Source organism: Stutzerimonas stutzeri (genome assembly GCF_038561965.1).
In the GTDB taxonomy this organism is placed as follows: domain Bacteria; phylum Pseudomonadota; class Gammaproteobacteria; order Pseudomonadales; family Pseudomonadaceae; genus Stutzerimonas; species Stutzerimonas stutzeri_AA.
This window is the reverse complement of sequence record NZ_CP139348.1, coordinates 1,223,087-1,247,011: the sequence shown is the minus strand read 5'-3', so window position 1 is coordinate 1,247,011 and position 23,925 is coordinate 1,223,087. Positions and strand designations below refer to the sequence as shown.

The following is a 23,925-nucleotide window of genomic DNA, read 5'->3' as shown; positions in this document are numbered from 1 at the left end:
GTGCAATCCTCTTAGATCAGGCTATGCGGCGTTTGCCGTCGGTCAGTGGGCTTGCCACTCGACCTTGGAGATGTCGACGCCGTCTTTGAACATGTCCCACAGGGGCGAGAGCTCACGTAGCTTGGTTACCGCCTCGCACACTTTCTGTGCTGCATAGTCGATTTCCTCCTCGGTCGTGAACCGGCCAAAGGTGAAACGAATGGAGCTGTGCGCCAGCTCATCATTGCGCCCCAACGCGCGCAGCACGTACGACGGCTCGAGCGAAGCGGATGTGCAGGCGGAGCCGGACGATACGGCCAGGTCCTTGAGAGCCATGATCAGCGACTCACCCTCAACGTAATTGAAGCTGAGATTGAGATTGTGCGGCACGCGAGCGGTCATGCTGCCGTTCACATACAGCTCTTCGAGATATTCGACTTGCTTGTAGAAGCGATCACGCAGCACGCGGACACGCTCGTTTTCCTGGGCCATCTCTTCCTTCGCGATACGGAAGGCTTCACCCATACCGACCAACTGGTGGGTTGCAAGGGTGCCGGAGCGCATGCCGCGCTCATGCCCGCCACCATGCATTTGCGCCTCGAGACGAACACGGGGCTTGCGGCGTACGTAAAGCGCACCAACTCCCTTCGGCCCATAGGTCTTGTGCGCCGAGAAAGACATCAGATCGACCTTCATCTGCTCGAGATCAATCTCGACCTTGCCGGTCGATTGCGCTGCATCGACATGGAGCAGAATGCCGCGAGAGCGGGTCAACTCACCGATCGCGGTAATGTCATTGATGGTTCCGATTTCGTTGTTCACGTGCATCACAGACACCAGGATCGTGTCGTCGCGCAGTGCAGCCTCAACCATGGCGGGGGTTACGATGCCATCCTCACCCGGCTCGATATAGGTAACCTCGAAGCCTTCGCGCTCGAGCTGCCGAGTGGTATCCAGAACAGCCTTGTGCTCGACCTTGGTGGTAACGATGTGCTTACCCTTGGAGGCATAGAAATGTGCAACGCCTTTGATCGCAAGGTTGTCCGACTCGGTCGCACCGGACGTCCAGACGATCTCACGGGGGTCAGCATTGACCAGCTCGGCAACCTGGCGGCGCGCATTTTCCACGGCCTCCTCGGCCTTCCAGCCAAAGGCGTGAGAGCGCGACGCCGGATTGCCGAAGTTGCCTTCGTTCGTGAGGCACTCGATCATCTTGGCGGCAACACGCGGATCCACAGGAGTGGTCGCAGAGTAGTCCAGGTAAATCGGCAATTTCATTCAGATCTTCTCCTATCAGGCAGTCGCCCTGCTCATTCGATGGCGGACGTTTCTATCTTGTCCATCTGCGGCGAAGTGCCGCCAGCCTTACGCATGTCCTGGCGCAGCGCGACCTGCTGCACGTCCTGGCGCATAACCAGATCAGCCAAACTGATGCCGCTGAGGAATTCATGGATTTGCTGACTCAAGTCGCACCATAGATGGTGGGTCAGGCAGGTATCGCCGGAGTGACAGCCACCCAGTCCCTGGCAGCGCGTAGCATCGACCGACTCATTGACGGCATCGATAACCTGAGCAACCTGGATGCCGGCCATGTCACGGGACAGCTGATAGCCACCGCCAGGGCCGCGCACACTGGTCACCAGACTGCCACGGCGCAGCTTGGCAAAAAGCTGCTCGAGATAGGAAAGCGAAATCCCCTGGCGCTCGGAAATATCGGCCAGAGAAACCGGACCATGCTGCGCGTGCAACGCGAGATCAAGCATGGCGGTAACGGCATAACGGCCTTTGGTGGTTAATCGCATCGGTCTGCACCAAGCATTACGGTTTGGCGCAATTATGCAATTCCCGAGTATTTGAGTCAACTATAAGACCTATTGATTTAGTAGGTCTTTAGCGAGATGGCGCAGCGTAATCCCTGGCCCGCCGCTCAGCGGGCTCGCATGATACCAGCTGCAGGCAGGCCCCGCACTCAACCGCGCCCATCACCCGCCTCAGGCTTAACCTCGACGAAATCTTCTTCTCGCAGTTCCGGCAGATCCTTAGCGCAATAATCACTACCCAAGGCTTTCAGCGCACCGCACATTCCTTCCAGGCGCTCTTCGACAGCCTGAACGTGGTCGAGTAACTGGCCGATAGCTCGGGCTACCGGATCCGGCATGTCCTCACTGACTCCGTAGGCGTCAAAACCAATCTTTTCGGCGATAGCCTTGCGCTTGGCCTCCTGCTCGTCACTAGACTTGATAATGACACGTCCGGGGATCCCTACTGCCGTAGCTCCCGGCGGCACCTCCCGCGTGACCACTGCGTTGGAGCCGATCTTCGCTCCCGCACCGACAGTGAACGGCCCGAGAATCTTCGCGCCGGCCCCGACGATAACGCCATCTTCGAGAGTCGGATGACGCTTACCCTTATTCCAGCTGGTACCGCCCAGCGTGACACCGTGATAGAGGGTCACGTCATCACCGATTTCCGCGGTTTCACCAATCACGATACCCATGCCGTGATCAATGAAGAAACGCCGTCCAATCCTGGCACCTGGGTGAATCTCGACACCGGTAAGCCAACGACCCAGGTTCGATGACATACGCGCAAGCCATTTCCATTCATGCACCCATAGCCAGTGGGAAAGCCGATGGATCCAAATGGCGTGCAGGCCCGGGTAGCAGGTCAGAACTTCGAACGCATTGCGAGCTGCCGGATCGCGATGAAACACGCTTCGAATATCTTCGCGCATGCGCTCGAACATCAATCACTTCTCCGTTTGTGAGGCTCGCCTCGGGTGGCCTTCTGCGTCTCGGTGAGGATACCGCGCAGGATATTCATCTCTAGCTTGCTGATACCGCTGCGCCCATAAAGACGCCGCAGCCGGGGCATCAGATGCCTAGGCTTGGTCGGGTCGAGGAAACCAATATCCACCAGCGTCTGCTCAAGATGACCGAAGTAATTCTCCAGCTCGTCAACCGTCACCGGCTGGGCATCGAGCATCGCCGTGGTTTCGAGCTTCTCGACCTTCGTTGGCCGCCCTTCGGCTGCGAGCCAGGCCATGCGCACTTCATAGGTGAGCACCTGCACCGCGGCGGCCAGATTCAACGAACTGAACTGAGGATCAGACGGAATGTGAACGTGATATTGGCAACGCTGCAGCTCCTCGTTGGTCAGCCCGGCATACTCACGACCAAAAACCAACGCCACATCATTTCCACTTGCCGCCTGCTCCACGGAAACCGACGCGCATTCTCGCGGATCAAGCAACGGCCATGGAATGCGACGGTCACGCGCGCTCGTTCCAAGCACCAGACTACAACCGACCAAAGCCTCTTCCAGCGTACCGACCACCTGCGCAGCATCGAGGATATCGGTCGCGCCGGACGCCCTGGCTATGGCATTGGGGCTTGGGAAATCTTCCGGATCGACCAACACCAGACGCGACAGCCCCATGTTCTTCATAGCGCGGGCGGCGCCACCGATGTTGCCAGCGTGACTGGTATTGACCAGCACCACACGAATGTTCTGCAGCGACACAATGATTCTCTGCTTGAAAGCGAGGGGAAAGCTTACAGGAAGCACCTCTTGATCCGCCATCTGCGCCCCCCTGCCACAGCACCAGTGACGCTACATGCGCCGACGCTTTCCTGATAGAATTTCGCGCTTTCTTTAACGACCAGGTAATTGATCCATGCAGCCCATGCTGAATATCGCGCTGCGCGCCGCCCGCAGCGCCGGTGAACTGATTGTCCGCTCCACCGATCGCCTGGATGCAATCTCGGTCAACGAGAAAGAAGCAAAGGACTACGTCACCGAAATCGACAGGGCCGCCGAACAGAGCATCATCACCGCGCTGCGGAAGGCCTATCCAAATCATGGCATCCTCGGCGAAGAAGGCGGGCTGCTCGAAGGATCCGGTGACGGCGCGGACTACCTGTGGATCATTGACCCGCTGGACGGCACCACCAACTTCATTCGCGGCATACCGCACTACGCCGTCAGCATTGCGTGCAAATACCGCGGCCGCCTGGAACACGCGGTCGTTCTGGACCCTGTGCGCCAGGAGGAGTTCACCGCGAGCCGCGGCCGCGGTGCAGCAGTGAACGGTCGTCGCCTGCGAGTCAGCGCACGCAAGAGCCTGGATGGCGCACTGCTCGGTACCGGCTTTCCATTCAAGGACGGCCAGATGGACAACCTGGACGCCTACCTGAACATGTTCCGCAGCCTGGTCGGCCAGACCGCAGGCCTGCGTCGGGCGGGAGCAGCCAGCCTGGACCTCGCTTATGTCGCGGCAGGCCGCTTCGATGCGTTCTGGGAGTTTGGACTTTCCGAATGGGACATGGCAGCCGGCGCCCTGCTGATTCAGGAAGCGGGCGGCCTGGTCAGCGATTTCAGCGGCGGCCACGATTTCCTGGAAAAAGGGCAGATCGTTGCAGGCAATACCAAATGCTTCAAGGCCGTACTGACCGCTATCCAGCCCCACCTCACGCCGTCACTCAAGCGCTGAGTACGACGCAAAAAAAACGCCCCATCGGGGCGTTTTTTTCGTCTGCAATATCGCTCAGATCACTGTTGCGACAGCACCAGCTGACCGTCTTGCACCGGAATCTGGCTTCCCGGATCACGATCCATACGTACGCGACCAACCTTCCCGGCAAGGTCGTACTTGACATCGTAGCCGACGACCTTGTCATGCGTATCGGTAACGGTGCTGCAACGCGTTTCGGTGGTGGAATAGGTGCTACCGGCCTGCATCCGCCCCTGCACTTGATTACCGGCGTAGCCGCCACCAACCGCACCGGCAACGGTAGCGATCTTTTTGCCATTGCCACCGCCAACCTGATTACCGAGCAGACCACCGACCACAGCACCCACTGCGGTACCCGCAATGCGATGCTCGTCCTGCACGGGTTTCTGGCGGGTCACCGTGACATCCTTGCAGACCTCACGAGGCGTTCGGATGGTCTCCTTGATGGGTTCGACCGCCAGCACCTCGGCGAATTTCGGGCCTCTATCTACCAGTGTATAAGTAGCGAAAGCGCCACCAGCAGTGGCGATCACTACACCGAGTGCCGTACCGACCAACATGGATTTGTTCACAGTGACATCCTCTTCCTTCGGGCTGCGCCCGTTCCGCCGCCTTGGACCGCGCCAGGCTACGGAAGTTCGAAGAAGAATCAGGGGCGCTCGTCGACTTCTTCTTCTACCACCGGCGGAATCAGATCATCGCGGGTGAGCTTGAGCCAGACCAGCAGCATGCCAGCGACGTAGACCGACGAGTAGGTGCCCGCTCCAACGCCGATCAACAGCGCCAGCGAAAAGCCCCACAAGTTCTCGCCACCGAACACCATAAGCGAGCCAACAGCGAGCAAAGTCGAGACGGACGTCGCCACGGTGCGCAGCAGCGTTTGCGTGGTGGAGATGTTTATATTCTCCAACAGCTCCGCCTTGCGCAGCATGCGGAAGTTCTCGCGAATCCGATCGAAGATCACAATGGTGTCGTTCAGCGAATAACCGATCACCGCCAGCACGGCCGCCAGCACCGTGAGATCGAACGAAATCTGGAAGAACGAGAACACCCCAAGCACCAGGATCACGTCGTGGAAAAGCGACAGCACCGCGCCCAGGCCGAACTTCCATTGGAAGCGGAATGCCACGTAAACCAGAATACCGCCCAGCGCGAGCAGCATGCCCAGACCACCCTGATCACGCAGCTCCTCGCCGACCGCCGGCCCGACGAACTCGACACGCTTTACGCTCACCGAATTGGCGCTATCCGCGTTGCGTAGCGCACTGGCGACACGCTCCCCAAGCTGCGGGTCATCACCAGGCATACGCACCAGCACATCGGTGGTCGCACCGAAACTCTGGACCACCGCATCGGCAAAGCCGGACTGCACCAACTGCCCACGAACCTGCTCGAGCTCGACCGGACGCTCGTAGCCTAACTCGATCAATGTGCCGCCAGTGAAGTCGAGGCCAAAGTTGAGCCCCTTGACCACCAGACTGGCCAGCGAAGCAACCGTCAGCAGCACGGTAAGGGCAAAGGCCACATGGCGGACGCCCATGAAATTGATTACGCGTTTCATCGTGCTAGCCCCTTAAATCCACAGCTTCTTGAGATCGCGGCCACCATAGATCAGGTTGACCATGCCGCGCGTCACGATGATTGCAGTGAACATCGACGTCAGAATGCCGATCGACAGGGTCACCGCAAAGCCCTTGATCGGGCCGGTACCCATGGCGAACAGAATGCCGCCGACCAGCAAGGTGGTCAGGTTGCCATCGACGATCGCCGAGAAGGCGCGGTCGAAGCCCTCATGAATGGCGCGTTGAATCGACATGCCATTGGCAATTTCCTCTCGAATTCGCGAGAAGATCAGCACATTGGCATCGACCGCCATACCCATGGTCAGGACGATACCAGCGATACCCGGCAGGGTAAGCGTGGCGTTGAGCATGGACATCATGGCGGTCAGAACCACCATATTGAAGAGCAACGCGATGGTCGCCAGCACGCCGAAGAACTTGTAGATCAGCACCATGAAGATGGCGACGAAAAGGAAGCCCCACATCGCCGCCTGAACACCCAACTTGATGTTCTCGGCACCCAGGCTCGGGCCAATGGTGCGTTCTTCCGCGAAGTACATCGGTGCAGCCAGACCGCCGGCGCGCAGCAGCAATGCCAATTCGGACGACTCACCCTGGCCGTCGAGGCCGGTGATGCGGAACTGACTGCCGAGCGGCGACTGAATGGTCGCCAAGCTGATGATTTTCTTCTCTTCCTGGAAGGTTTCGACCCGCACCTCCTGCTCGACGCCATCGACCGCCTGGCGTACATAGCGGGTAACCGGACGCTGCTCGATGAAAATTACCGCCATGCTGCGACCGACATTGTTACGCGTGGCGCGATTCATCAGATCACCGCCATGACCATCGAGACGGATGTTGACCTGCGGACGACCGTTCTCGTCGTAGCTGGCCTGGGCATCGGTCACCTGGTCGCCAGTGATGATAAGCGTACGTTCCAGCTGAACAGGCGGGCGACCTTCCTGGCGGAACTCGAACGCCTCGGTAGAAGCTCGCGATGCGTCGGCATCGGCTGCCAGACGGAACTCCAGGTTCGCTGTCTTGCCGAGAATGCGCTTGGCTTCAGCGGTGTCCTGTACGCCTGGTAGCTCCACGACAATCCGATTGGCGCCCTGGCGCTGTACCAGCGGCTCAGCTACGCCAAGCTCATTGACGCGATTGCGCACGGTGGTCAGGTTTTGCTTGATCGAGTATTCGCGTATTTCCGCCAACTTGGCTTCGGTAAGGGCCAGGCGCAGTACGTATTGCCCGTTGCGCTCAGCGGAAGTCAGCTCGAAATCGGTAAAGTTCTTGCGGATAACTGACTGAGCGGCGCTCAGCGTTGCCTCGTCAGCAAAGCCTAGCTGCACGGCATCCTTCAGATTCGGCAGGCTGCGATAGCGCACGCGCTCTTTACGCAGCAGGCTCTTGACCTCGCCATCGGATACGTTCAGCCGGGTTTCGATAGCCTTTTCCATGTCGACTTCCAACAGGAAGTGCACACCGCCGGAAAGATCGAGGCCCAATTTCATCGGGCTTGCACCCAGACTCCGCAGCCAATCAGGCGTAGTAGGCGCCAGATTGAGGGCAACGACGTAGGCGTCGCCAAGCGCACGCCGAACGATATCTTTGGCTGGCAACTGGTCGTCCTGCCGCTCCAGACGCACCAGGCCACCGCGGCCCTGCTCGTCCAGCGATGCAGACTTGACGGCAATACCGCCATCCGCGAGCGCCTTACTGATGCGCTCAAGATCCGCGGTTCCGATTTCTTGCGCCGTGCTGGCGCCGGTAACCTGGATCGCCGGGTCATCCGGATAAAGGTTGGGTGCCGAATAAACAAAGGCGATCGCTAGCACTGCCAGAATCAGCAGGTATTTCCAGAGAGGGAATCTATTGAGCATGACGCAGCCCGTTTAATGAACGCGGGGCGCCTTGCGCGCCCCGTCGGTGTTGAATGAAGTCAGCTCAGATGGCTTTCAATGTGCCCTTGGGCAACGTTGCGGCGATTGCCACTTTCTGGAACTTCAGCTCAACGCTGTCGGACACTTCGATCACAACGAAGTCATCGGCGACCTTGGTGACCTTGCCAGCGATGCCGCCGGAGGTGACCACTTCGTCACCCTTCTGCAGGCTGGCGATCAGGTTCTTGTGTTCTTTGGCACGCTTGGACTGGGGACGCCAGATCATCAAATAGAAAATGACCAGGAAACCGACCAGGAAAACCCACTCGAAACCAGTACCAGCAGGACCAGCGGCAGCCTCCTGGGCATAGGCGGCGGGAATCAGAAAGCTCATGTAGCACTCCTGTTGCAGAAAGGATTGTTTTGTTGTGGCATGTCACGCAAGCGGCGGCGTTGGCAGACCGCGCTTGGCATAAAAGGCGTCGACAAAGGCCGCCAATGTACCTTGTTGAATGGCGTCGCGTAAACCAGCCATCACTCGCTGGTAATGTCGCAGGTTATGTATGGTATTCAACATGCTACCCAGCATTTCGCCGCATTTATCCAGATGATGCAGATACGCACGGGAGAAATGTTTGCAGGTGTAACAGTCACAGCTAGGATCCAACGTGGAATCGTCGTGCTTATGCACCGCATTGCGGATCTTGATCACACCGGTATCGGTAAAAAGGTGGCCGTTACGCGCATTGCGCGTAGGCATGACGCAATCGAACATGTCGACACCGCGCCGCACACCCTCGACCAGGTCCTCCGGCTTACCCACGCCCATCAGGTAGCGAGGCTTGTCGGCAGGCATCTGCGGCGGCAGAAAATCCAGAACGCGGATCATCTCCTCCTTCGGCTCGCCTACTGAAAGCCCCCCGATGGCCAGCCCATCGAAGCCGATTTCGCAAAGCCCTTCCAGCGAACGCATGCGCAGCGACTCGTGCATCCCCCCCTGCACGATCCCGAACAGCGCAGCCGAACTGTCGCCATGCGCAGCCTTCGAGCGCTTGGCCCAGCGCAGCGACAGCTCCATCGAGCGTCGCGCGACGTCTTCGTCGGCGGGATAAGGCGTGCATTCATCGAAGATCATCACGATATCCGAGCCCAGGTCGCGCTGGACCTGCATTGACTCCTCCGGCCCCATGAACACTTTGGCGCCATCGACAGGCGAGGCGAAGTAGACCCCCTCCTCCTTGATCTTGCGCATCGCACCCAGACTGAAAACCTGAAACCCGCCGGAATCGGTGAGGATTGGTCCCTGCCACTGCATGAAGTCATGCAGGTCGCCGTGACGCTTGATCACCTCAGTTCCGGGACGCAGCCACAAATGAAAGGTGTTGCCGAGAATGATCTGTGCACCGATCGCCTCGATGTCGCGGGGCAGCATGCCCTTGACGGTACCGTAAGTGCCTACCGGCATGAACGCCGGCGTCTCGACGGTGCCACGGGGAAAGGTCAGACGTCCCCGACGCGCCTTGCCGTCGGTGGCAAGCAGCTCGAAGGACATATGGCAGGAGCGAGTCATTGGGTTTCCTCGGGACCGCGCGGCGCGGGATTGCGGGTGATGAACATGGCATCACCGTAACTGAAGAAGCGATAGCGCTGAGCCACGGCCTCGGCATAGGCCGCCATGGTTTCCGGGTAGCCGGCAAAGGCGGAAACCAGCATCAGCAGCGTTGATTCAGGCAGATGGAAATTGGTTACCAGCGCATCGACGACATTAAAGGTCTTGCCTGGGTAGATGAAGATATCGGTATCGCCACTGAACGGTCTGAGCTGCCCATCACAGGCTGCCGTCTCCAGCGAGCGCACGCTGGTGGTCCCCACGGCGATCACCCGACCGCCGCGGGCGCGACAGGCGGCTACCGCGTCGACCACATCCTGCGTCACCTCCAGCCACTCACGGTGCATGTGGTGCTCTTCGATACGCTCGACACGCACTGGCTGGAAGGTTCCAGCGCCGACATGAAGGGTAACGTAGGCCGTTTCCACGCCAGCCTCGCGCAGCGCCTGTAGCAGCGCCTCGTCGAAATGCAGCCCTGCAGTAGGCGCCGCCACAGCCCCTGCGCGCTGTGCATAAACGGTCTGATAACGCTCGCGATCGGCAGCGTCGTCAGGCCTGTCTATATAAGGAGGCAAAGGCATGTGCCCGATACGCTCGAGTAGCGGCAAGACGTCCTCGTCGAACTCAAGCTCGAACAACGCATCGTGCCGGGCGACCATCACCGCCTCGCCGCCGCCTTCCAGCAGGATCCTCGATCCGCCCTTTGGCGACTTGCTCGAACGGACGTGCGCCAGAACACTGCGACCGCCAAGCACCCTCTCGACGAGGATTTCCAGCTTGCCTCCAGTAGCCTTCTGACCAAACAGGCGCGCCGGGATCACCCGCGTGTTGTTGAACACCATCAAGTCGCCAGGTCGCACGTACTCCAGCAGATCAGCGAAGTTGCGGTGCGACAGCTCTCCGGTCTCGCCGTCGAGCACCAACAAACGACTTGCGCGCCGCTCCGCCAGGGGATGTCTTGCGATCAGGGCATCGGGCAGCTGGAAGGAAAAGTCAGCGACTTGCATAGACAGGATTCAGGACGCGGAAAGGGCGCAAATCTTATCCGAAAGGCATCTATCTGGCCACGCCAAACGATTGACCACTGCACTTTGTATCCATATACTGCGCGCCCACTGTGCCTCGATGGCGGAATCGGTAGACGCAGCGGATTCAAAATCCGCCGTTGGTAACAACGTGAGAGTTCGAGTCTCTCTCGAGGCACCATCAGTGAATCGCTACACGCAGCCACGCTGCAAACTCCGCGAGCGGCAACCGAACCGCCAGCAAACGGAGACGCCGTAGCGAAGCTTCAAAACACCAAGCCGTACGCGACCATCTAGAAAGAACATGGCTCTGCAGTAAAGCAAGCAATATGGCAACACCGCTTCCCCGCAGACTGACATCCGTATCGATGCGGTCGGCTTCGGCATGACTCTCCCACCCCAGTGGATACAGCGAGTCGCCCATCTCAAAAGTGCCGAAATGGCGCTGCCTGGACAGGCAAATTCTATGGCTCCGAGGGGTTGGCATTCCCCGGCGAGTTATCGTAGAGTGTGCCCACTGTGTTTGCATGGGTCGCTGTTGAATCGTGACCTGGTGCAGTAGATCTTCAGATCCGCTACTCCGCTCGACTCTCTTACTCCTTGCAACCAGTTACAGCTTCCTGCAATGCAGGGGCAATTCTACTTTTGAGTTTCAAGGATACAAAGACATGTCGAATCGTCAGAACGGTACCGTCAAGTGGTTTAACGACGAAAAAGGTTTTGGTTTCATCACTCCCGAAAGCGGTCCGGATCTGTTTGTGCACTTCCGCGCAATCGAAGGCAATGGCTTCAAGAGCCTGAAAGAAGGCCAGAAAGTCAGCTTCGTCGCTGTGCAAGGTCAAAAGGGCATGCAGGCTGACCAGGTTCAAATCCAGGAATAAGCCCCGCTCCGAAAGCCCCTGATGGCAACATCAGGGGCTTTTTTATGCGCGCAATTCCGTAGAATGCGCCACCGCCACCTGATCGAGACATGTAATGCGCCGACATCTGCTCAGCCCGCAGGGCCAATTCCCCGCCGCCGGCCTGGCGCGCCGACTGGCAGCAATGTTCTATGACAGCCTGTTGTGTATTGCGCTGATGATGGTCGTCACCCTGTTCTATCAGCAGGTATTGCTGCGATTACTCTACGGCAGCGAACAGCTACAGATACTTGCCGACGCCGGCCGCCTGGATATCGACCCGCTGCTTTCCACCCTGCTGCTATTCAGCCTGTTCGCCTTTTTCGCCAAGTTCTGGACCCACAATGGCCAGACGCTGGGCATGCAGGTATGGGGGATTCGAATCCAAAACGCGGACGGGCGCGCCATTGATCTGTGGCAAGCACTGCTGCGCTTCCTGATCGCACTGGTTTCGCTGCTGTGCCTGGGAATGGGTTACTGGTGGATGCTGATCGACAAACAGAAGCGCACCTGGCACGACATCTACTCCGAGAGCCAGGCCGTCCAGTTACCGAAGAATATTCACAAGAAGTAAGCTCAGCCTGCAACAGCTGACCATCACAGACAGATAGCCGTCGGCGCCCTCGCCGAGGGCTTCCAACTGCAACTATCCCGCTCGACGCAACAGCCAGGCGCCGATCAGCGCACAAATGCTTGCCGGCAGCACCACCGCCAGCAACGGCGAAAAGCCAAATACCTGACTTGCCGGACCGAGCAGGTCCTGAATGATGCGGAACACGAAGCCGACAACCACACCCGTAAAGACGCGCTGCCCGAGCGTGACCGAACGCAGTGGCCCGAAAATGAACGAGATCGCCAGCAAAACCAGCGCCACGGTGACAGCCGGCTGCAGGACCTTGGTCCAGAAGGCCAGCCAGTAACGACCATTGTTCAATCCCTGCTCGCCAAGGTAGTGGATATAACGCCACAAGCCGGTGATCGACAACGCTTCCGGCTCCATCACCACGGTACCAAGTAGCTGAGGGGTCAGTTGGACATCCCAACGCTCTTCGGGCGCGCGCAGCACCTCAGTGCGGTCGCCCCGGAAATGCGTCGTCGATATGTTCTCGAGCTTCCAGTGATCCCCCTGATAGCTGGCACGACGAGCAAAACTCGAAGACTGCAGCCGGCGCTCGTCATCGAAGCGATAGCGCGTCACGCCCACTAGAACTCCGCCGGGCTGCACGGCGTTGACGTGCACGAATTCGTTTTCCTGGCGATGCCACAACCCGCGCTTGCTGCTCTGCGCCTCCCCCGCACCTTGCGCCAGGGAACGCCGGGCCTGGGCGATATCCTCGGTCGCGGGCGCGACATACTCACCGATCAGGATGCCGGCAACGAGCAACACCAGCATCGGCTTCATCACCGCCATCACGATGCGCCCCAGCGAGACGCCAGCGGCGCGCATGATGGTCAGCTCGCTGCTGCTCGCCAGCGTGCCCAGGCCGATAAGGCAACCGATCAGCGCCGCCATCGGCAGCATTTCATACAGCCGACGCGGCGAGGTGAGCAGCACGTACTGCAAGGCGTCACCCAGACCATAGTTGCCCTGGACATCGCCCAGCTCATCGATGAACGCGAACAGCAGCGCCAACCCAACGATGATGCCGAGCACGGTCAGAATCGCGAGGAAGACATGGATACCGATATAGCGATCGAGCTTAACCATGAGCCATCTCCCGCTGCATACGGCGCTTCTTCATTCGCAGCCTGATCGGCTCCCAGAACAGCATCAGCAGGCCGATCGCCAGGAACACGCCATGCACCCACCACAGCCCCAGCGCCACTGGAATACGCCCCTTGTCCAGCGCACCCCGCACGGCGATCAACAAGGCGAGATAGGTCATGTACAGCAGAATGGCGGGCAGCAGCTTGAGAAAGCGCCCCTGCCGCGGGTTGACCTTTGCCAGCGGCACGGCCAGCACGGTGACGACAAACACCAGGAGCGGCAGAGATAGCCGCCACTGCAATTCGGTTTGATGACGCACGTTGTCGCTACCCAGCAGCTCACGAGTCGACATAGCCTCGCGCTCGCTCAGCTCCATGCTCACTTCCGGTTTGGGCAGCAGCACGCCGTAGGTGTCGTACTGAATCGCACGATAGTCGGCCTGCCCTGGCTTGCCGTCATAGCGATAGCCGTTTTCCAATATCAGGTAGCGACTGCCGTCAGGCTGGATCTCCTGCCGGCCGCTTTCGGCAACCAGCACCGACAGCCCGCTTTCCTTGCCGGTCTGACGCGATACGTTGGTTTCGGAAATGAACACGCCGCCCAGCTCGCTACGGTCAGCCGATAGCTCACGGGTGTAAGTTACCCGCGAGCCGCCACGCAGCGTCTGAAATCGTCCTGGCACCAGCGTATCGAACTCGGTCAGCGAATCCTGCTGGTTGAGGATGCGATCCACCTCGGCGATACCTTGCGGCGCCAGGCCCAAGCTCAGCCAACCCACCAGCGCAGCAACCAGTGCCGCCGGCGCCATGCTGTACGCCAGCAGACGACGCTGACTCATGCCGGTCGCCGACAGCACGGTCATCTCGCTTTCCAGGTAAAGGCGACCATATGCCAGCAAAATGCCGAGGAACAGCCCGAGGGGCAGGATCAGCTGGAGAAAGCCGGGCAGACGAAAGCCCATGATCAGCAACAGCACCCCGGGATCGAGCACTCCCTGCGCAGCCTGCGCCAGGTACTTGATGAAGCGGCCGCTCATGATGATCACCAGCAACACGGCACTGACCGCGCTCATGGTGACCAGCAGTTCTCGGGACAGGTAACGAAAGACGATCAAACCAGACACTCCAGGGTTGTCAGGCTCTGGCGGCAACGCTCAAACTAGCCGCCAGTTGCCGGCCCGCCGCAGCAGGCCGTTGGAAATAGGTAATGACGCACCGACCGGACGCGGATCGCCGCGCCGAGGCAATCGCCGAAACACGGTCGATTGCAACGTTTCTAGCCTAGCGCAGTCGTTAGCAACGACCGTACAGGCGAACCACCGGAAAAATAAGCCCGGCATTATCCTGCAAACCCGACTCTTTGTCTTGGGGACACCACGTCATGGAATTTGTTGTCAAAAGCGCCAAAGCCTCCACCCAGAAGACCGCCACCCTGATCCTGCCCCTGGCCGACGATTGCGTCCTCGGCAGCGTCGCACAGAGCGTAGACAGCGCCAGCGGCGGTGCACTCAGCACCGCGCTCAAGCGTGGCGACATCCAGGGCAAGCCGGGACAAACGCTGCTGCTGCACGGCCTGCCTGGCCTCAAGGCTGAGCGCGTGCTGCTGGTCGGCATCGGCAAGGCGGACGAACTGGACAGCCGCCAATGGCGCAAAGTGGTCAATGCCGCACTGGCAGCGATCAAGAACCTCGGCGGCGGCGATGCCGCATTTGCCATGCAGGACGTCCAGGTCAAGGGCCGCGACAGCTACGCTCGCACTCGCCTGCTGGTAGAAATCGTCGCCGACGGCCAGTACGTTTTCGATAGCTTCAAGAGCAAGAAAGCCGAACCGCGCGCGCTGCAGAAGATCATCCTGCTCTGCGACAAGGCCGAGCAGCCAGCACTGGAACGTGCCGCGCGCGAGGCATCGGCGATCGCCAGCGGCATGGCTTTCACCCGCGACCTCGGTAATCTACCGCCGAATGTTTGCCACCCGACCTACCTCGCCGATCAGGCGAAGCAGATGAGCAAGGCCTACAAGAGTCTGAAAGTCGACGTTTTGGACGAGAAGAAGCTGCGTGATCTCGGCGCCGGCGCTTTCCTCGCTGTGTCTCAGGGTAGCGATCAGCCCGGCTGCATCATCGTCATGCAGTACAACGGCGGTAAGAAAGGCGACAAGCCATATGCCCTGGTGGGCAAAGGCATCACCTTCGACACCGGCGGCATCAGCCTCAAGCCGGGCCAGGGCATGGACGAGATGAAGTACGACATGGGTGGTGCCGCTAGCGTATTCGGCACCCTCAAGGCCGTACTGGAACTGCAGCTGCCCATCAACCTGGTCTGCCTGCTGGCCTGTGCCGAGAACATGCCCAGTGGCGGCGCCACCCGCCCGGGCGACATCGTCACCACCATGAGCGGACAGACCGTGGAAATCCTCAACACCGACGCCGAAGGCCGCCTGGTGCTGTGCGATACCCTCACCTACGCCGAACGCTTCGAACCACGTGCGGTAATCGACGTGGCCACCCTGACCGGCGCCTGCATCGTCGCGCTGGGCAGCAACACCTCGGGCCTGCTGGGCAACAACGACGAACTGGTGCAGCAGTTGCTGCAGGCAGGCGAAAGCGCTGCCGATCGCGCCTGGCAATTGCCGCTATTCGATGAGTACCAAGAGCAGCTGGACAGCCCCTTCGCCGATATCGCCAACATCGGCGGGCCCAAGGCCGGGACCATCACAGCCGCCTGCTTCCTCTCGCGCTTCACCAAGAAGTACGCCTGGGCGCATCTGGATATCGCCGGTACGGCCTGGACCAGTGGCGGCAAGGAAAAAGGCGCTACTGGCCGTCCCGTGCCGCTGCTGACCCAATACCTGCTGGACCGGGCCAGCTGACGATGCCGACCGTCGCGCATGAACCCTCGGGCCGGAGCCGCCTCGCATCGGCCGGCTCGGGCGGAGCACGGCCATGACGCGGGTCGAGTTCTATGTACTGCCGGATGACAACCCGCTCGGCCGCTTGCGAGCGGCCTGTCAGCTGGCAGCCAAGGGTTGGCAGCACGGCATGCAGGTATTCGTCCGCTGCGTAGACGAAGCGCAATCGAACCAGTTGGACGAGCTGCTCTGGAGCTTTCGCGCCGAGCGCTTCATTCCCCACGAGCAGGATGACGATGACCCTCAGATCCCGGTAGTAATCGGTATCGACCAGGCACCGCCATTCACTCAGGGACTGTTGATCAACCTGGCGTCGACGCTCTCTTCGCACCTCGACCAGTTCAGCCGGATCATCGAGATCGTCAATCAGGAGCCGCAGCTGCTTACCGCTTGCCGGGAGAACTTCCGCCTGTATCGACGGCAGGGCTATGATCCGCAACGGGTCGAACTCTAGAACCCTCCATACCACAGCAAAGGACAACCCCTGGCAGCAGCCGGGATGCTGCAGCCTCCGGAACCTCTGAGATGACACCGAAAGCCCCGAACAAACCCGCCGAGCTGCTGAGCGATCTCGAGTCCATCCGTGCCCTGCTCGGAGACGACTTCCCTGACAACCCGCCGAACAGCGAAGCGCTTGATCCAGACAGCATCCCCTTGCTGTCCGATATCGTCGAGCCGGCCCCTGCTGCAACCTCCGGCGACCCGAGTGACGACGAGCCACGGGAAACCAGTGTACGCAGCGCGTTCCGCACCCTGGCTGAGCGGCACATTGATCACGAGCTGCGCACCGCCGCCAACCTGATCCTGCAGGAAGTGATCGACGACTTCGTGCCGCAGATCGAAGCGGAGCTCAAGCGCCGCCTGGAAAGCCGGATCGACCGCCTGGTGCGCACCCCCCCGCCGCGTAGCTGATCCTCTCGCCATTGATGCGCAGTTAATCCGCACGGCCGCGAAATCTCGCGGCCGTTTGCCTTTATACTTGCCCGTTTTTCCGACCAGCCGTTTTAAGGGTCCCGCCGCATGGACAAGACCTACCAGCCGCACGCCATCGAGACTTCCTGGTACCAGACCTGGGAATCGAACAACTATTTCGCCCCGCAAGGTTCCGGCGAGCCCTACACCATCATGATCCCGCCGCCGAACGTCACCGGCAGCCTGCACATGGGTCACGGCTTCAACAACGCGATCATGGACGCCCTGATCCGCTGGCGTCGCATGCAGGGCCGCAACACGCTTTGGCAGCCGGGCACCGACCATGCCGGTATCGCCACCCAGATGGTGGTAGAGCGCCAACTGGCTGCCCAGGGCGCCAGCCGTCATGACCTGGGCCGCGAGAAGTTTCTCGAGAAGGTCTGGCAGTGGAAGGAAGAATCCGGCGGCACCATTACCCGGCAGATCCGTCGCCTGGGCTCCTCGGTGGACTGGTCGCGCGAGCGCTTCACCATGGACGAAGGCCTGTCCGAGGCGGTCAAGGAAGCCTTCGTGCGCCTGCATGAAGACGGTCTGATCTATCGCGGCAAGCGCCTGGTCAACTGGGATACCAAACTGCACACCGCCATTTCCGATCTGGAAGTGGAGAACCACGACGAGAAGGGTCACCTCTGGCACCTGCGCTATCCGCTGGCCGATGGCTGCAAGACCGCCGATGGCCTGGATTACCTGGTGGTCGCCACTACCCGTCCGGAAACCATGCTCGGTGACGCCGCCATCGCAGTGCACCCGGAGGACGAGCGCTACAAGAGCCTGATCGGCCGCCACGTCATGTTGCCGCTGGTCAACCGCCTGATCCCCATCGTCGCCGACGACTATGTCGACCTCGAGTTTGGCACCGGCTGCGTGAAGATCACCCCGGCGCATGACTTCAACGACTATGAAGTCGGCAAGCGCCATCATCTGCCGCTGATCAACATCTTCGATCAGAACGCCTGCGTGCTGGCACGTGCCCAGGTGTTCAACATCGACGGCTCGGTGAACGACAAGATCGATGGCAGCCTGCCAGACGGCTACGCGCACATGGACCGTTTCGATGCGCGCAAGGCCATCGTCGCCGAGTTCGAGGCGATGAGCCTGCTGGAAAAGATCGATGACCACGCGCTGAAAGTGCCGCGCGGCGATCGCTCCGGCACCATCATCGAGCCCTGGCTGACCGATCAGTGGTACGTCTCCACCAAACCGCTGGCCGAGAAGGCCATCGCTGCCGTGGAAAGCGGCGAGATCCAGTTCGTGCCCAAGCAGTACGAGAACATGTACTTCAGCTGGATGCGCGACATCCAGGACTGGTGCATCAGCCGTCAGCTCTGGTGGGGCCATCGCATTCCTGCGTGGTACGACGAAGCCGGCAACGTCTATGTCGGCCGTGACGAGGCCGAGGTTCGCACCAAGTACAACCTCTGCAACAACGTCGAGCTGCGTCAGGACGAGGACGTGCTGGACACCTGGTTCAGCTCGGGGCTGTGGACCTTCTCCACCCTCGGCTGGCCGCAGCAGACCGAGTTCCTCAAGACCTTCCACCCCACCGACGTGCTGGTCACCGGCTTTGACATCATCTTCTTCTGGGTCGCCCGGATGATCATGCTGTCCACCCACCTGACCGGGCAGATTCCGTTCAAGACCGTCTACGTGCACGGCCTGGTGCGCGATGGCCAGGGACAGAAGATGTCCAAGTCCAAGGGCAACGTGCTCGACCCGCTGGACATCGTCGACGGCATCACCCTTGATGAACTGCTGACCAAGCGCACCAGCGGAATGATGCAGCCCAAGCTGGCCGACAAGATCGCCAAGCAGACCCGCGCCGAATTTCCCGAAGGCATCGCCAGCTACGGCACCGACGCCCTGCGTTTCACCTTCTGTTCCCTCGCGTCGACGGGCCGCGATATCAAGTTCGACATGGGCCGCGTCGAGGGTTACCGCAACTTCTGTAACAAGATCTGGAACGCCGCCAACTTCGTCTTCGAGAACACCGAAGGCAAGGATACGGGCGCCAATGATGAGTCAGTGGAGCTGTCCTCGGTGGACCGCTGGATCATTTCCGCGCTGCAGCGTACCGAAGCCGAAGTGAGCCGCCAGCTGGAAGCCTTCCGCTTCGATCTGGCTGCTCAGGCGCTCTACGAGTTCATCTGGGACGAGTACTGCGCCTGGTACCTGGAGCTGGTCAAGCCGCTGCTGTGGGACGAGACGGCCAGCGCCGAACGCCAGCGCGGCACCCGCCGCACCCTGGTGCGCGTGCTGGAAACCGCGCTGCGCCTGGCACATCCATTCATGCCGTTCATCACCGAGGAAATCTGGCAGCGCGTCGCACCGCTGGCCGGCAAGTCCGGCCCGACCCTGATGCTGCAGCCGTGGCCGGAGTTCAACCCTGAGCGCATCGACGAAGCCGCCGAAGGCGACATCGAGTGGGTCAAGGCCTTCATGCTGGGCATCCGCCAGATCCGCGGCGAGATGAACATCTCCATGGCCAAACGTATCGACGTAGTCCTGGGCAACGCCTCGTCTTCCGACCAACACCGTCTGGCCGACAACGAGCCGCTGCTGAAGAAGCTGGCCAAGCTGGAAAGCGTGCGCCTGCTCGGCGACAGTGAAGAAGCGCCGCTGTCCGCGATTGCGCTGGTCGGCGACATGCAGGTGCTGGTGCCGATGGCGGGCCTGATCGACAAGGATGCCGAACTGGCACGCCTGGACAAGGAAATCGCGCGACTGGACGGCGAGGTCAAACGCGTCGGCGGCAAGCTGTCCAATGCCGGCTTCGTCGACAAGGCGCCAGCAGAGGTGATCGACAAGGAACGCGCCAAACTGGCCGAGGCCGAGCAGGCCAAAGCCAGGCTGCAGGAGCAGCGCGACCGAATCGCCACCCTCTGATCATCCGATCAATCGCGTTAAACGAGAAGGCCAGCCCGAAAGGTGCTGGCCTTTTTGCTTAAGGAGGTCATCTTGATTGATGACAAGTTATTACCGGTAACGCTGATACACTATGTCGCACATGAAACACCCCTTTACAAACTGGCAGGCCGTTAAAGCCAAGACGAACAGCTCGACGATGTGAAATGAGCCCCCTGCTGCGAGGCGCGATGCAATCTGAGCATTCACGCTGAACGCGCAACCGATTCCTGGGCAGATTACTGCCTCGACTTTTTTCACCTTCGACAGCAACTCGTGCCCCTGCCAGCCGCTGAGGCTGCGTCGCCACGTCCGCATGCCCGGCAAGGTTCCTCAAGATGGAGTCCCTCCGATGTATGCGCTAATGGCTGTCGTGTTCGTCATAGGCTATCTCTGCATAGCCTTTGAACATCCCCTGAAAATAGACAAGGCCGCTGCGGCGATCCTGACCGCGGTACTGACCTGGACCATTCTGGTGCTAGGCGCCGACCAGATCCTGCCGCTACTGCAGCCGGGCAGCCATAACCCTGCCGATTCATCGGCAGTGGTCGTCGAAGCGCTACGCCATCATCTCGGCGAGGTGTCGGAGATCCTCTTCTTCCTGCTCGGGGCGATGACCATCGTCGAGCTGATCGACTCCCACGAAGGCTTCAAGGCGATCACCGATCGCATCCAGACCCGCAAGCGTGTGCATCTGCTGTGGATCATCGGGTTCCTGACGTTCTTCCTCTCCGCGGCGCTGGACAACCTGACCACCACCATTGTCATGGTTTCGTTGCTGCGCAAGCTGATCCGCGGCCGTCCCGAGCGCTGGCTGTTCGTCGGCGTTGTCGTGATTGCCGCCAACGCCGGTGGCGCCTGGTCGCCGATCGGCGACGTGACCACCACCATGCTCTGGATCGGTAACCAGATCACCGCATCCGGGGTGATCGTCAATCTCTTCATCCCGAGCCTGGTTTGCCTGCTGGTGCCGCTGACCATCCTCAGCTTCACCCTGCGCGGCGAAGCGCCACGGCCGCGCCCCCGTGCTCACCTGGCCGAGAAGCATCCGCCAAGCACCAGTGTGTTCGAGCGCAATCTGGTACTCGGCCTCGGTCTCGCAGCCCTGCTGTTCGTCCCGGTATTCAAGACCGTGACTCACCTGCCCCCGTATATGGGCATCCTCTTCGGCCTCGGCGTGCTCTGGGTAGCTACCGAGATCATTCACCGCAACAAGAACGACGAAGACAAACATCCGCTTTCAGTGGTTGGCGTTCTGCGCAAGGTGGACACCCCCAGCGTGCTGTTCTTCCTCGGCATTCTGCTGGCCGTGTCCAGTCTCGCCACCGCCGGCCATTTGACCCAGGTCGCTACAGCGCTGCGCGAATCGCTCGGCCATATCTACGCGATCAACTACGCCATCGGCCTGCTCTCTGCGGTGGTCGATAACGTGCCGCTGGTAGCGGGCGCGATGAAGATGTATCCGCTGGTCAGCGAGAAGATGCTGGCGGCAACTGCCACAGAAGAACTCGGCTGGATGTCGCAGTTCGTCGTTGACGGTAATTTCTGGGAGATGCTCGCCTACTGCGCCGGCACCGGCGGCAGCACGCTGATCATCGGCTCGGCAGCGGGCGTCGCCGCCATGGGCATGGAGAAGATCAGCTTCACCTGGTACATCAAGCGCGTCAGCCTGCTGGCCTTCCTCGGTTACACTGCCGGCGCAGCGACCTACGTCGGCATGCTCGCCCTGCGCTGAGCCATCGCCCCGCCGGGTCGTTGATGCCGAAAGGCGCCACCAACGACCTGGCCAGGGACCGCGCATGACCGTCAGCAAGACCAAAACCAGTTTCTACCGCAGACTCTACGTCGCCTGGCTGATCGACAGCGGCAGCGCCACCAGCGTCCCGGCGCTGATGGAGGCGACCGGCATGCCACGACGCACCGCCCAGGACACCCTTGCCGCGCTCGCGGAGCTGGACATCGATTGCACCTTCGAGCAGGACGACGGCGAGCGGCACAACGCCGGCCACTACGCCATTCGCGACTGGGGCGCCATCGACAAAGGTTGGATCGAGCGAAACCTGGCCCATATCAAGTCCGTCCTTGAATACCCCTGATCATCCATGAATGCCGATCTGCTGCTGGTCCTCGCCCTGCTGGCGAGCTGCGTCGGTCTGTTCGCGCTGAACAAGCCGCGCATGGACGTGGTAGCCGTGCTGGCGATGGTCGCTCTGCCACTCACCGGTGTACTCAGCGTGCAAGAGGCGCTGGCCGGTTTCAGCGATCCGAGCGTGGTGCTGATCGCTACCCTGTTCGTCATTGGCGATGGACTGGTGCGTACCGGCATCGCCTATCGCCTGGGCGACTGGCTGATGCGCGCCGCTGGCAGCAGTGAAACCCGCCTGCTGATCCTGCTGATGCTGGCCGTCGCGGGGCTCGGTTCGGTAATGAGTTCGACTGGCGTAGTGGCGATCTTCATTCCCGTGGTGCTCGGCATCGCCAATCGCATGAAGGTGTCACCGCGCCGACTGATGATGCCTCTGGCATTTGCCGGTCTGATCAGCGGCATGCTGACTCTGGTGGCGACCCCACCAAATCTGGTGGTCAACAGCGAGCTGCGTCGCGCCGGTCTCGAAGGTTTCGCCTTCTTTGCTTTCACCCCGATCGGTCTGGCGATCCTGTTGCTCGGGATCGGCTACATGCTCGTCGCCCGTCATTGGCTAGGCACCGACAAGAACAGCGAAGCGCTGGAGCAACGGCATACCCTGGCCGACCTTGCGCAGAACTACCGGCTCGACGAACGCGAGCGGCGCCTGCGGATCTTGCCGGGGTCGGTCCTGGCCAACCAGGCACTCGATGCGCTGCAACTGCGCAGCCAGTACGGCATCAACGTGATCGCAGTAGAACGCCACGAGCGCCTGCGAAACCTGCTGCTGATGGCCACCGGTAACACCGAGCTGTTCGTCGACGATGTGCTGCTGGTCGACCTCGCCAGCCCGGCCATCGGCCTGCTTGGTGCCTATCAGGAACTCGGTCTCGAGCCGCTGCAACTCAGCACTTCATACTATGCCGTCCATGCGCGGGAGCTGGGATTGGCCGAGGTCGCACTGCCGCCGGATTCGCGCCTGCCAGGCAAGACCATTCAGCAGCTCGGCTTTCGCAGCCGCCACAAGCTCAACGTCGTCGGGCTGAGGCGCAACCGCGAGGCGCTGCAGGGGCTACTGGTCGACGAGAAGCTCAAACCGGCCGATACCCTGCTGGTCGCCGGCAGCTGGAAGCACATCCACCGCCTGCAGGGGTTGAGTAGAGACTTCCTGGTACTGAGCCTGCCGGCGGAGGTGGACGACGTCGCCCCGGCCGCCCGCCAGGCACCCTTTGCGCTGCTCGGGTTGGCCGTGATGGTGGCGCTGATGGTCAGCGGCCTGGTGCCCAACGTGTTGGCCGCGCTGATCGGTTGCCTGGTCATGGGGCTGTTCCGCTGCATCGACATGGATAGCGCCTACAAGGCGATCCACTGGCAAAGCCTGGTGCTGATCGTCGGCATGCTGCCGTTCGCCCTGGCGCTGCAAAAAACTGGCGGTATTGCACTGGCCACTTCCGGATTGGTCGGCCTGCTCGGCGACGCCGGTCCGCATGCCCTGCTTGCCTGCCTGTTCCTGCTGACTGCGCTGATCGGGCTGTTCATCTCCAATACCGCGACGGCCGTGCTGATGGCGCCAGTTGCGCTTTCCACCGCCGAACAGCTGGGCGCCTCGCCCTACCCGTTCGCCATGATCGTGGCCCTGGCTGCCTCTGCAGCGTTCATGACACCAATCTCCTCGCCAGTGAACACGCTGGTGCTTGGCCCTGGACAGTATCGCTTCGCCGACTTCTTGCGCATCGGCGTGCCCTTTACCGCGCTGGTAATGGTCGTAGCCGTGCTGCTGGTGCCGCTGCTGTTTCCGCTTTGAACGTGCGCAACAGCGGATCGTCGGCGAGCTGGCGCCTGTCG

At 60.7% G+C, this 23,925-nt stretch carries 22 protein-coding genes and 1 tRNA gene; 11 read left to right on the top strand and 12 right to left on the bottom strand.

Translation table 11 applies throughout. The annotated features are described in order from the left end of the window. Nucleotides 1–42: 42 nt before the first annotated feature. From SM130_RS05565 to trmJ, 4 genes are all read right to left on the bottom strand, one after another. Nucleotides 43–1,257, bottom strand: coding sequence for an IscS subfamily cysteine desulfurase (locus tag SM130_RS05565; RefSeq protein WP_102823151.1), 1,215 nt, complete (start codon nt 1,255–1,257; stop codon nt 43–45). A gap of 32 nt (nt 1,258–1,289) precedes the next feature. Further along, on the bottom strand, nt 1,290–1,781 hold the full coding sequence (gene iscR / locus SM130_RS05560) for a Fe-S cluster assembly transcriptional regulator IscR (RefSeq protein ID WP_102823150.1): 492 nt from the start codon (nt 1,779–1,781) through the stop codon (nt 1,290–1,292). A 167-nt stretch (nt 1,782–1,948) separates the two neighbouring features. Next, entirely contained in the window at nt 1,949–2,725 is a 777-nt protein-coding gene (gene cysE, locus SM130_RS05555; RefSeq protein ID WP_102823149.1) for a serine O-acetyltransferase, read from the bottom strand. After that, a complete protein-coding gene (trmJ, locus tag SM130_RS05550) occupies nt 2,725–3,561 on the bottom strand; it encodes a tRNA (cytosine(32)/uridine(32)-2'-O)-methyltransferase TrmJ (RefSeq protein WP_256044955.1) in 837 nt (278 codons plus the stop codon). The genes cysE and trmJ overlap by 1 nt, the downstream gene beginning before the upstream one ends. 94 nt (nt 3,562–3,655) lie before the next feature. Between trmJ and suhB the strand changes: the two genes are divergently transcribed. After that, nucleotides 3,656–4,471, top strand: a complete 816-nt coding sequence (gene suhB / locus SM130_RS05545; RefSeq protein WP_102823148.1) for an inositol-phosphate phosphatase — start codon at nt 3,656–3,658, stop codon at nt 4,469–4,471. 59 nt (nt 4,472–4,530) lie between these two features. Here the strand turns inward: suhB and SM130_RS05540 are convergent, their stop codons facing one another. From SM130_RS05540 to queA, 6 genes are all read right to left on the bottom strand, one after another. Next, the gene (locus SM130_RS05540; RefSeq protein ID WP_102823147.1) at nt 4,531–5,064 is read right to left on the bottom strand and encodes a glycine zipper 2TM domain-containing protein; all 534 of its coding nucleotides are present in this window, start codon (nt 5,062–5,064) and stop codon (nt 4,531–4,533) included. Nucleotides 5,065–5,141: 77 nt separating this feature from the next. Continuing rightward, nucleotides 5,142–6,053: a protein translocase subunit SecF gene (gene secF / locus SM130_RS05535; protein ID WP_102823146.1), complete on the bottom strand. Its 912-nt coding sequence runs from the start codon at nt 6,051–6,053 to the stop codon at nt 5,142–5,144. Between the two features lie 12 nt (nt 6,054–6,065). Further along, the gene (secD, locus tag SM130_RS05530; protein ID WP_102823145.1) at nt 6,066–7,934 is read right to left on the bottom strand and encodes a protein translocase subunit SecD; all 1,869 of its coding nucleotides are present in this window, start codon (nt 7,932–7,934) and stop codon (nt 6,066–6,068) included. A gap of 64 nt (nt 7,935–7,998) precedes the next feature. Continuing rightward, a complete protein-coding gene (gene yajC / locus SM130_RS05525) occupies nt 7,999–8,328 on the bottom strand; it encodes a preprotein translocase subunit YajC (RefSeq protein ID WP_102823144.1) in 330 nt (109 codons plus the stop codon). A gap of 42 nt (nt 8,329–8,370) precedes the next feature. After that, on the bottom strand, nt 8,371–9,486 hold the full coding sequence (gene tgt, locus SM130_RS05520) for a tRNA guanosine(34) transglycosylase Tgt (RefSeq protein ID WP_102823852.1): 1,116 nt from the start codon (nt 9,484–9,486) through the stop codon (nt 8,371–8,373). A 14-nt stretch (nt 9,487–9,500) separates the two neighbouring features. Then, on the bottom strand, nt 9,501–10,550 hold the full coding sequence (gene queA / locus SM130_RS05515) for a tRNA preQ1(34) S-adenosylmethionine ribosyltransferase-isomerase QueA (protein ID WP_102823143.1): 1,050 nt from the start codon (nt 10,548–10,550) through the stop codon (nt 9,501–9,503). A 112-nt stretch (nt 10,551–10,662) separates the two neighbouring features. Here queA and SM130_RS05510 point away from each other — a divergent pair. The 3 genes from SM130_RS05510 to SM130_RS05500 all read left to right on the top strand — a co-directional run bounded on the left by SM130_RS05510 (nt 10,663) and on the right by SM130_RS05500 (nt 12,041). Then, nucleotides 10,663–10,749, top strand: a tRNA-Leu gene (locus SM130_RS05510). A gap of 487 nt (nt 10,750–11,236) precedes the next feature. Then, nucleotides 11,237–11,449, top strand: a complete 213-nt coding sequence (locus SM130_RS05505; RefSeq protein WP_003284681.1) for a cold-shock protein — start codon at nt 11,237–11,239, stop codon at nt 11,447–11,449. Between the two features lie 94 nt (nt 11,450–11,543). Further along, the gene (locus SM130_RS05500) at nt 11,544–12,041 is read left to right on the top strand and encodes an RDD family protein (protein ID WP_102823142.1); all 498 of its coding nucleotides are present in this window, start codon (nt 11,544–11,546) and stop codon (nt 12,039–12,041) included. A gap of 72 nt (nt 12,042–12,113) precedes the next feature. On the opposite strand, the gene lptG is transcribed toward SM130_RS05500, so the two are convergent. Together lptG and lptF are read right to left on the bottom strand one after the other, a co-directional pair. Next, on the bottom strand, nt 12,114–13,175 hold the full coding sequence (gene lptG / locus SM130_RS05495; RefSeq protein ID WP_102823141.1) for an LPS export ABC transporter permease LptG: 1,062 nt from the start codon (nt 13,173–13,175) through the stop codon (nt 12,114–12,116). Beyond that, on the bottom strand, nt 13,168–14,289 hold the full coding sequence (gene lptF / locus SM130_RS05490; RefSeq protein ID WP_102823140.1) for an LPS export ABC transporter permease LptF: 1,122 nt from the start codon (nt 14,287–14,289) through the stop codon (nt 13,168–13,170). The genes lptG and lptF overlap by 8 nt, the downstream gene beginning before the upstream one ends. Nucleotides 14,290–14,555: 266 nt before the next feature. Here lptF and SM130_RS05485 point away from each other — a divergent pair, with 266 nt between their 5' ends. The 7 genes from SM130_RS05485 to SM130_RS05455 all read left to right on the top strand — a co-directional run bounded on the left by SM130_RS05485 (nt 14,556) and on the right by SM130_RS05455 (nt 23,884). Further along, complete coding sequence (locus SM130_RS05485; protein ID WP_102823139.1) at nt 14,556–16,043, top strand: leucyl aminopeptidase; 1,488 nt, start codon at nt 14,556–14,558, stop codon at nt 16,041–16,043. Between the two features lie 73 nt (nt 16,044–16,116). Further along, nucleotides 16,117–16,536: a DNA polymerase III subunit chi gene (locus SM130_RS05480; protein ID WP_102823138.1), complete on the top strand. Its 420-nt coding sequence runs from the start codon at nt 16,117–16,119 to the stop codon at nt 16,534–16,536. Between the two features lie 71 nt (nt 16,537–16,607). Then, nucleotides 16,608–16,994: a DNA polymerase III subunit chi gene (locus SM130_RS05475; RefSeq protein ID WP_102823137.1), complete on the top strand. Its 387-nt coding sequence runs from the start codon at nt 16,608–16,610 to the stop codon at nt 16,992–16,994. A gap of 108 nt (nt 16,995–17,102) precedes the next feature. Beyond that, complete coding sequence (locus SM130_RS05470) at nt 17,103–19,937, top strand: valine--tRNA ligase (RefSeq protein WP_102823136.1); 2,835 nt, start codon at nt 17,103–17,105, stop codon at nt 19,935–19,937. A gap of 370 nt (nt 19,938–20,307) precedes the next feature. Continuing rightward, nucleotides 20,308–21,690: a sodium:proton antiporter NhaD gene (gene nhaD / locus SM130_RS05465; protein WP_102823134.1), complete on the top strand. Its 1,383-nt coding sequence runs from the start codon at nt 20,308–20,310 to the stop codon at nt 21,688–21,690. Nucleotides 21,691–21,754: 64 nt separating this feature from the next. Next, nucleotides 21,755–22,051: a winged helix-turn-helix domain-containing protein gene (locus SM130_RS05460; protein ID WP_102823133.1), complete on the top strand. Its 297-nt coding sequence runs from the start codon at nt 21,755–21,757 to the stop codon at nt 22,049–22,051. A 6-nt stretch (nt 22,052–22,057) separates the two neighbouring features. Then, nucleotides 22,058–23,884: an SLC13 family permease gene (locus SM130_RS05455; protein ID WP_102823132.1), complete on the top strand. Its 1,827-nt coding sequence runs from the start codon at nt 22,058–22,060 to the stop codon at nt 23,882–23,884. The last annotated feature ends 41 nt before the right edge of the window (nt 23,885–23,925 follow it).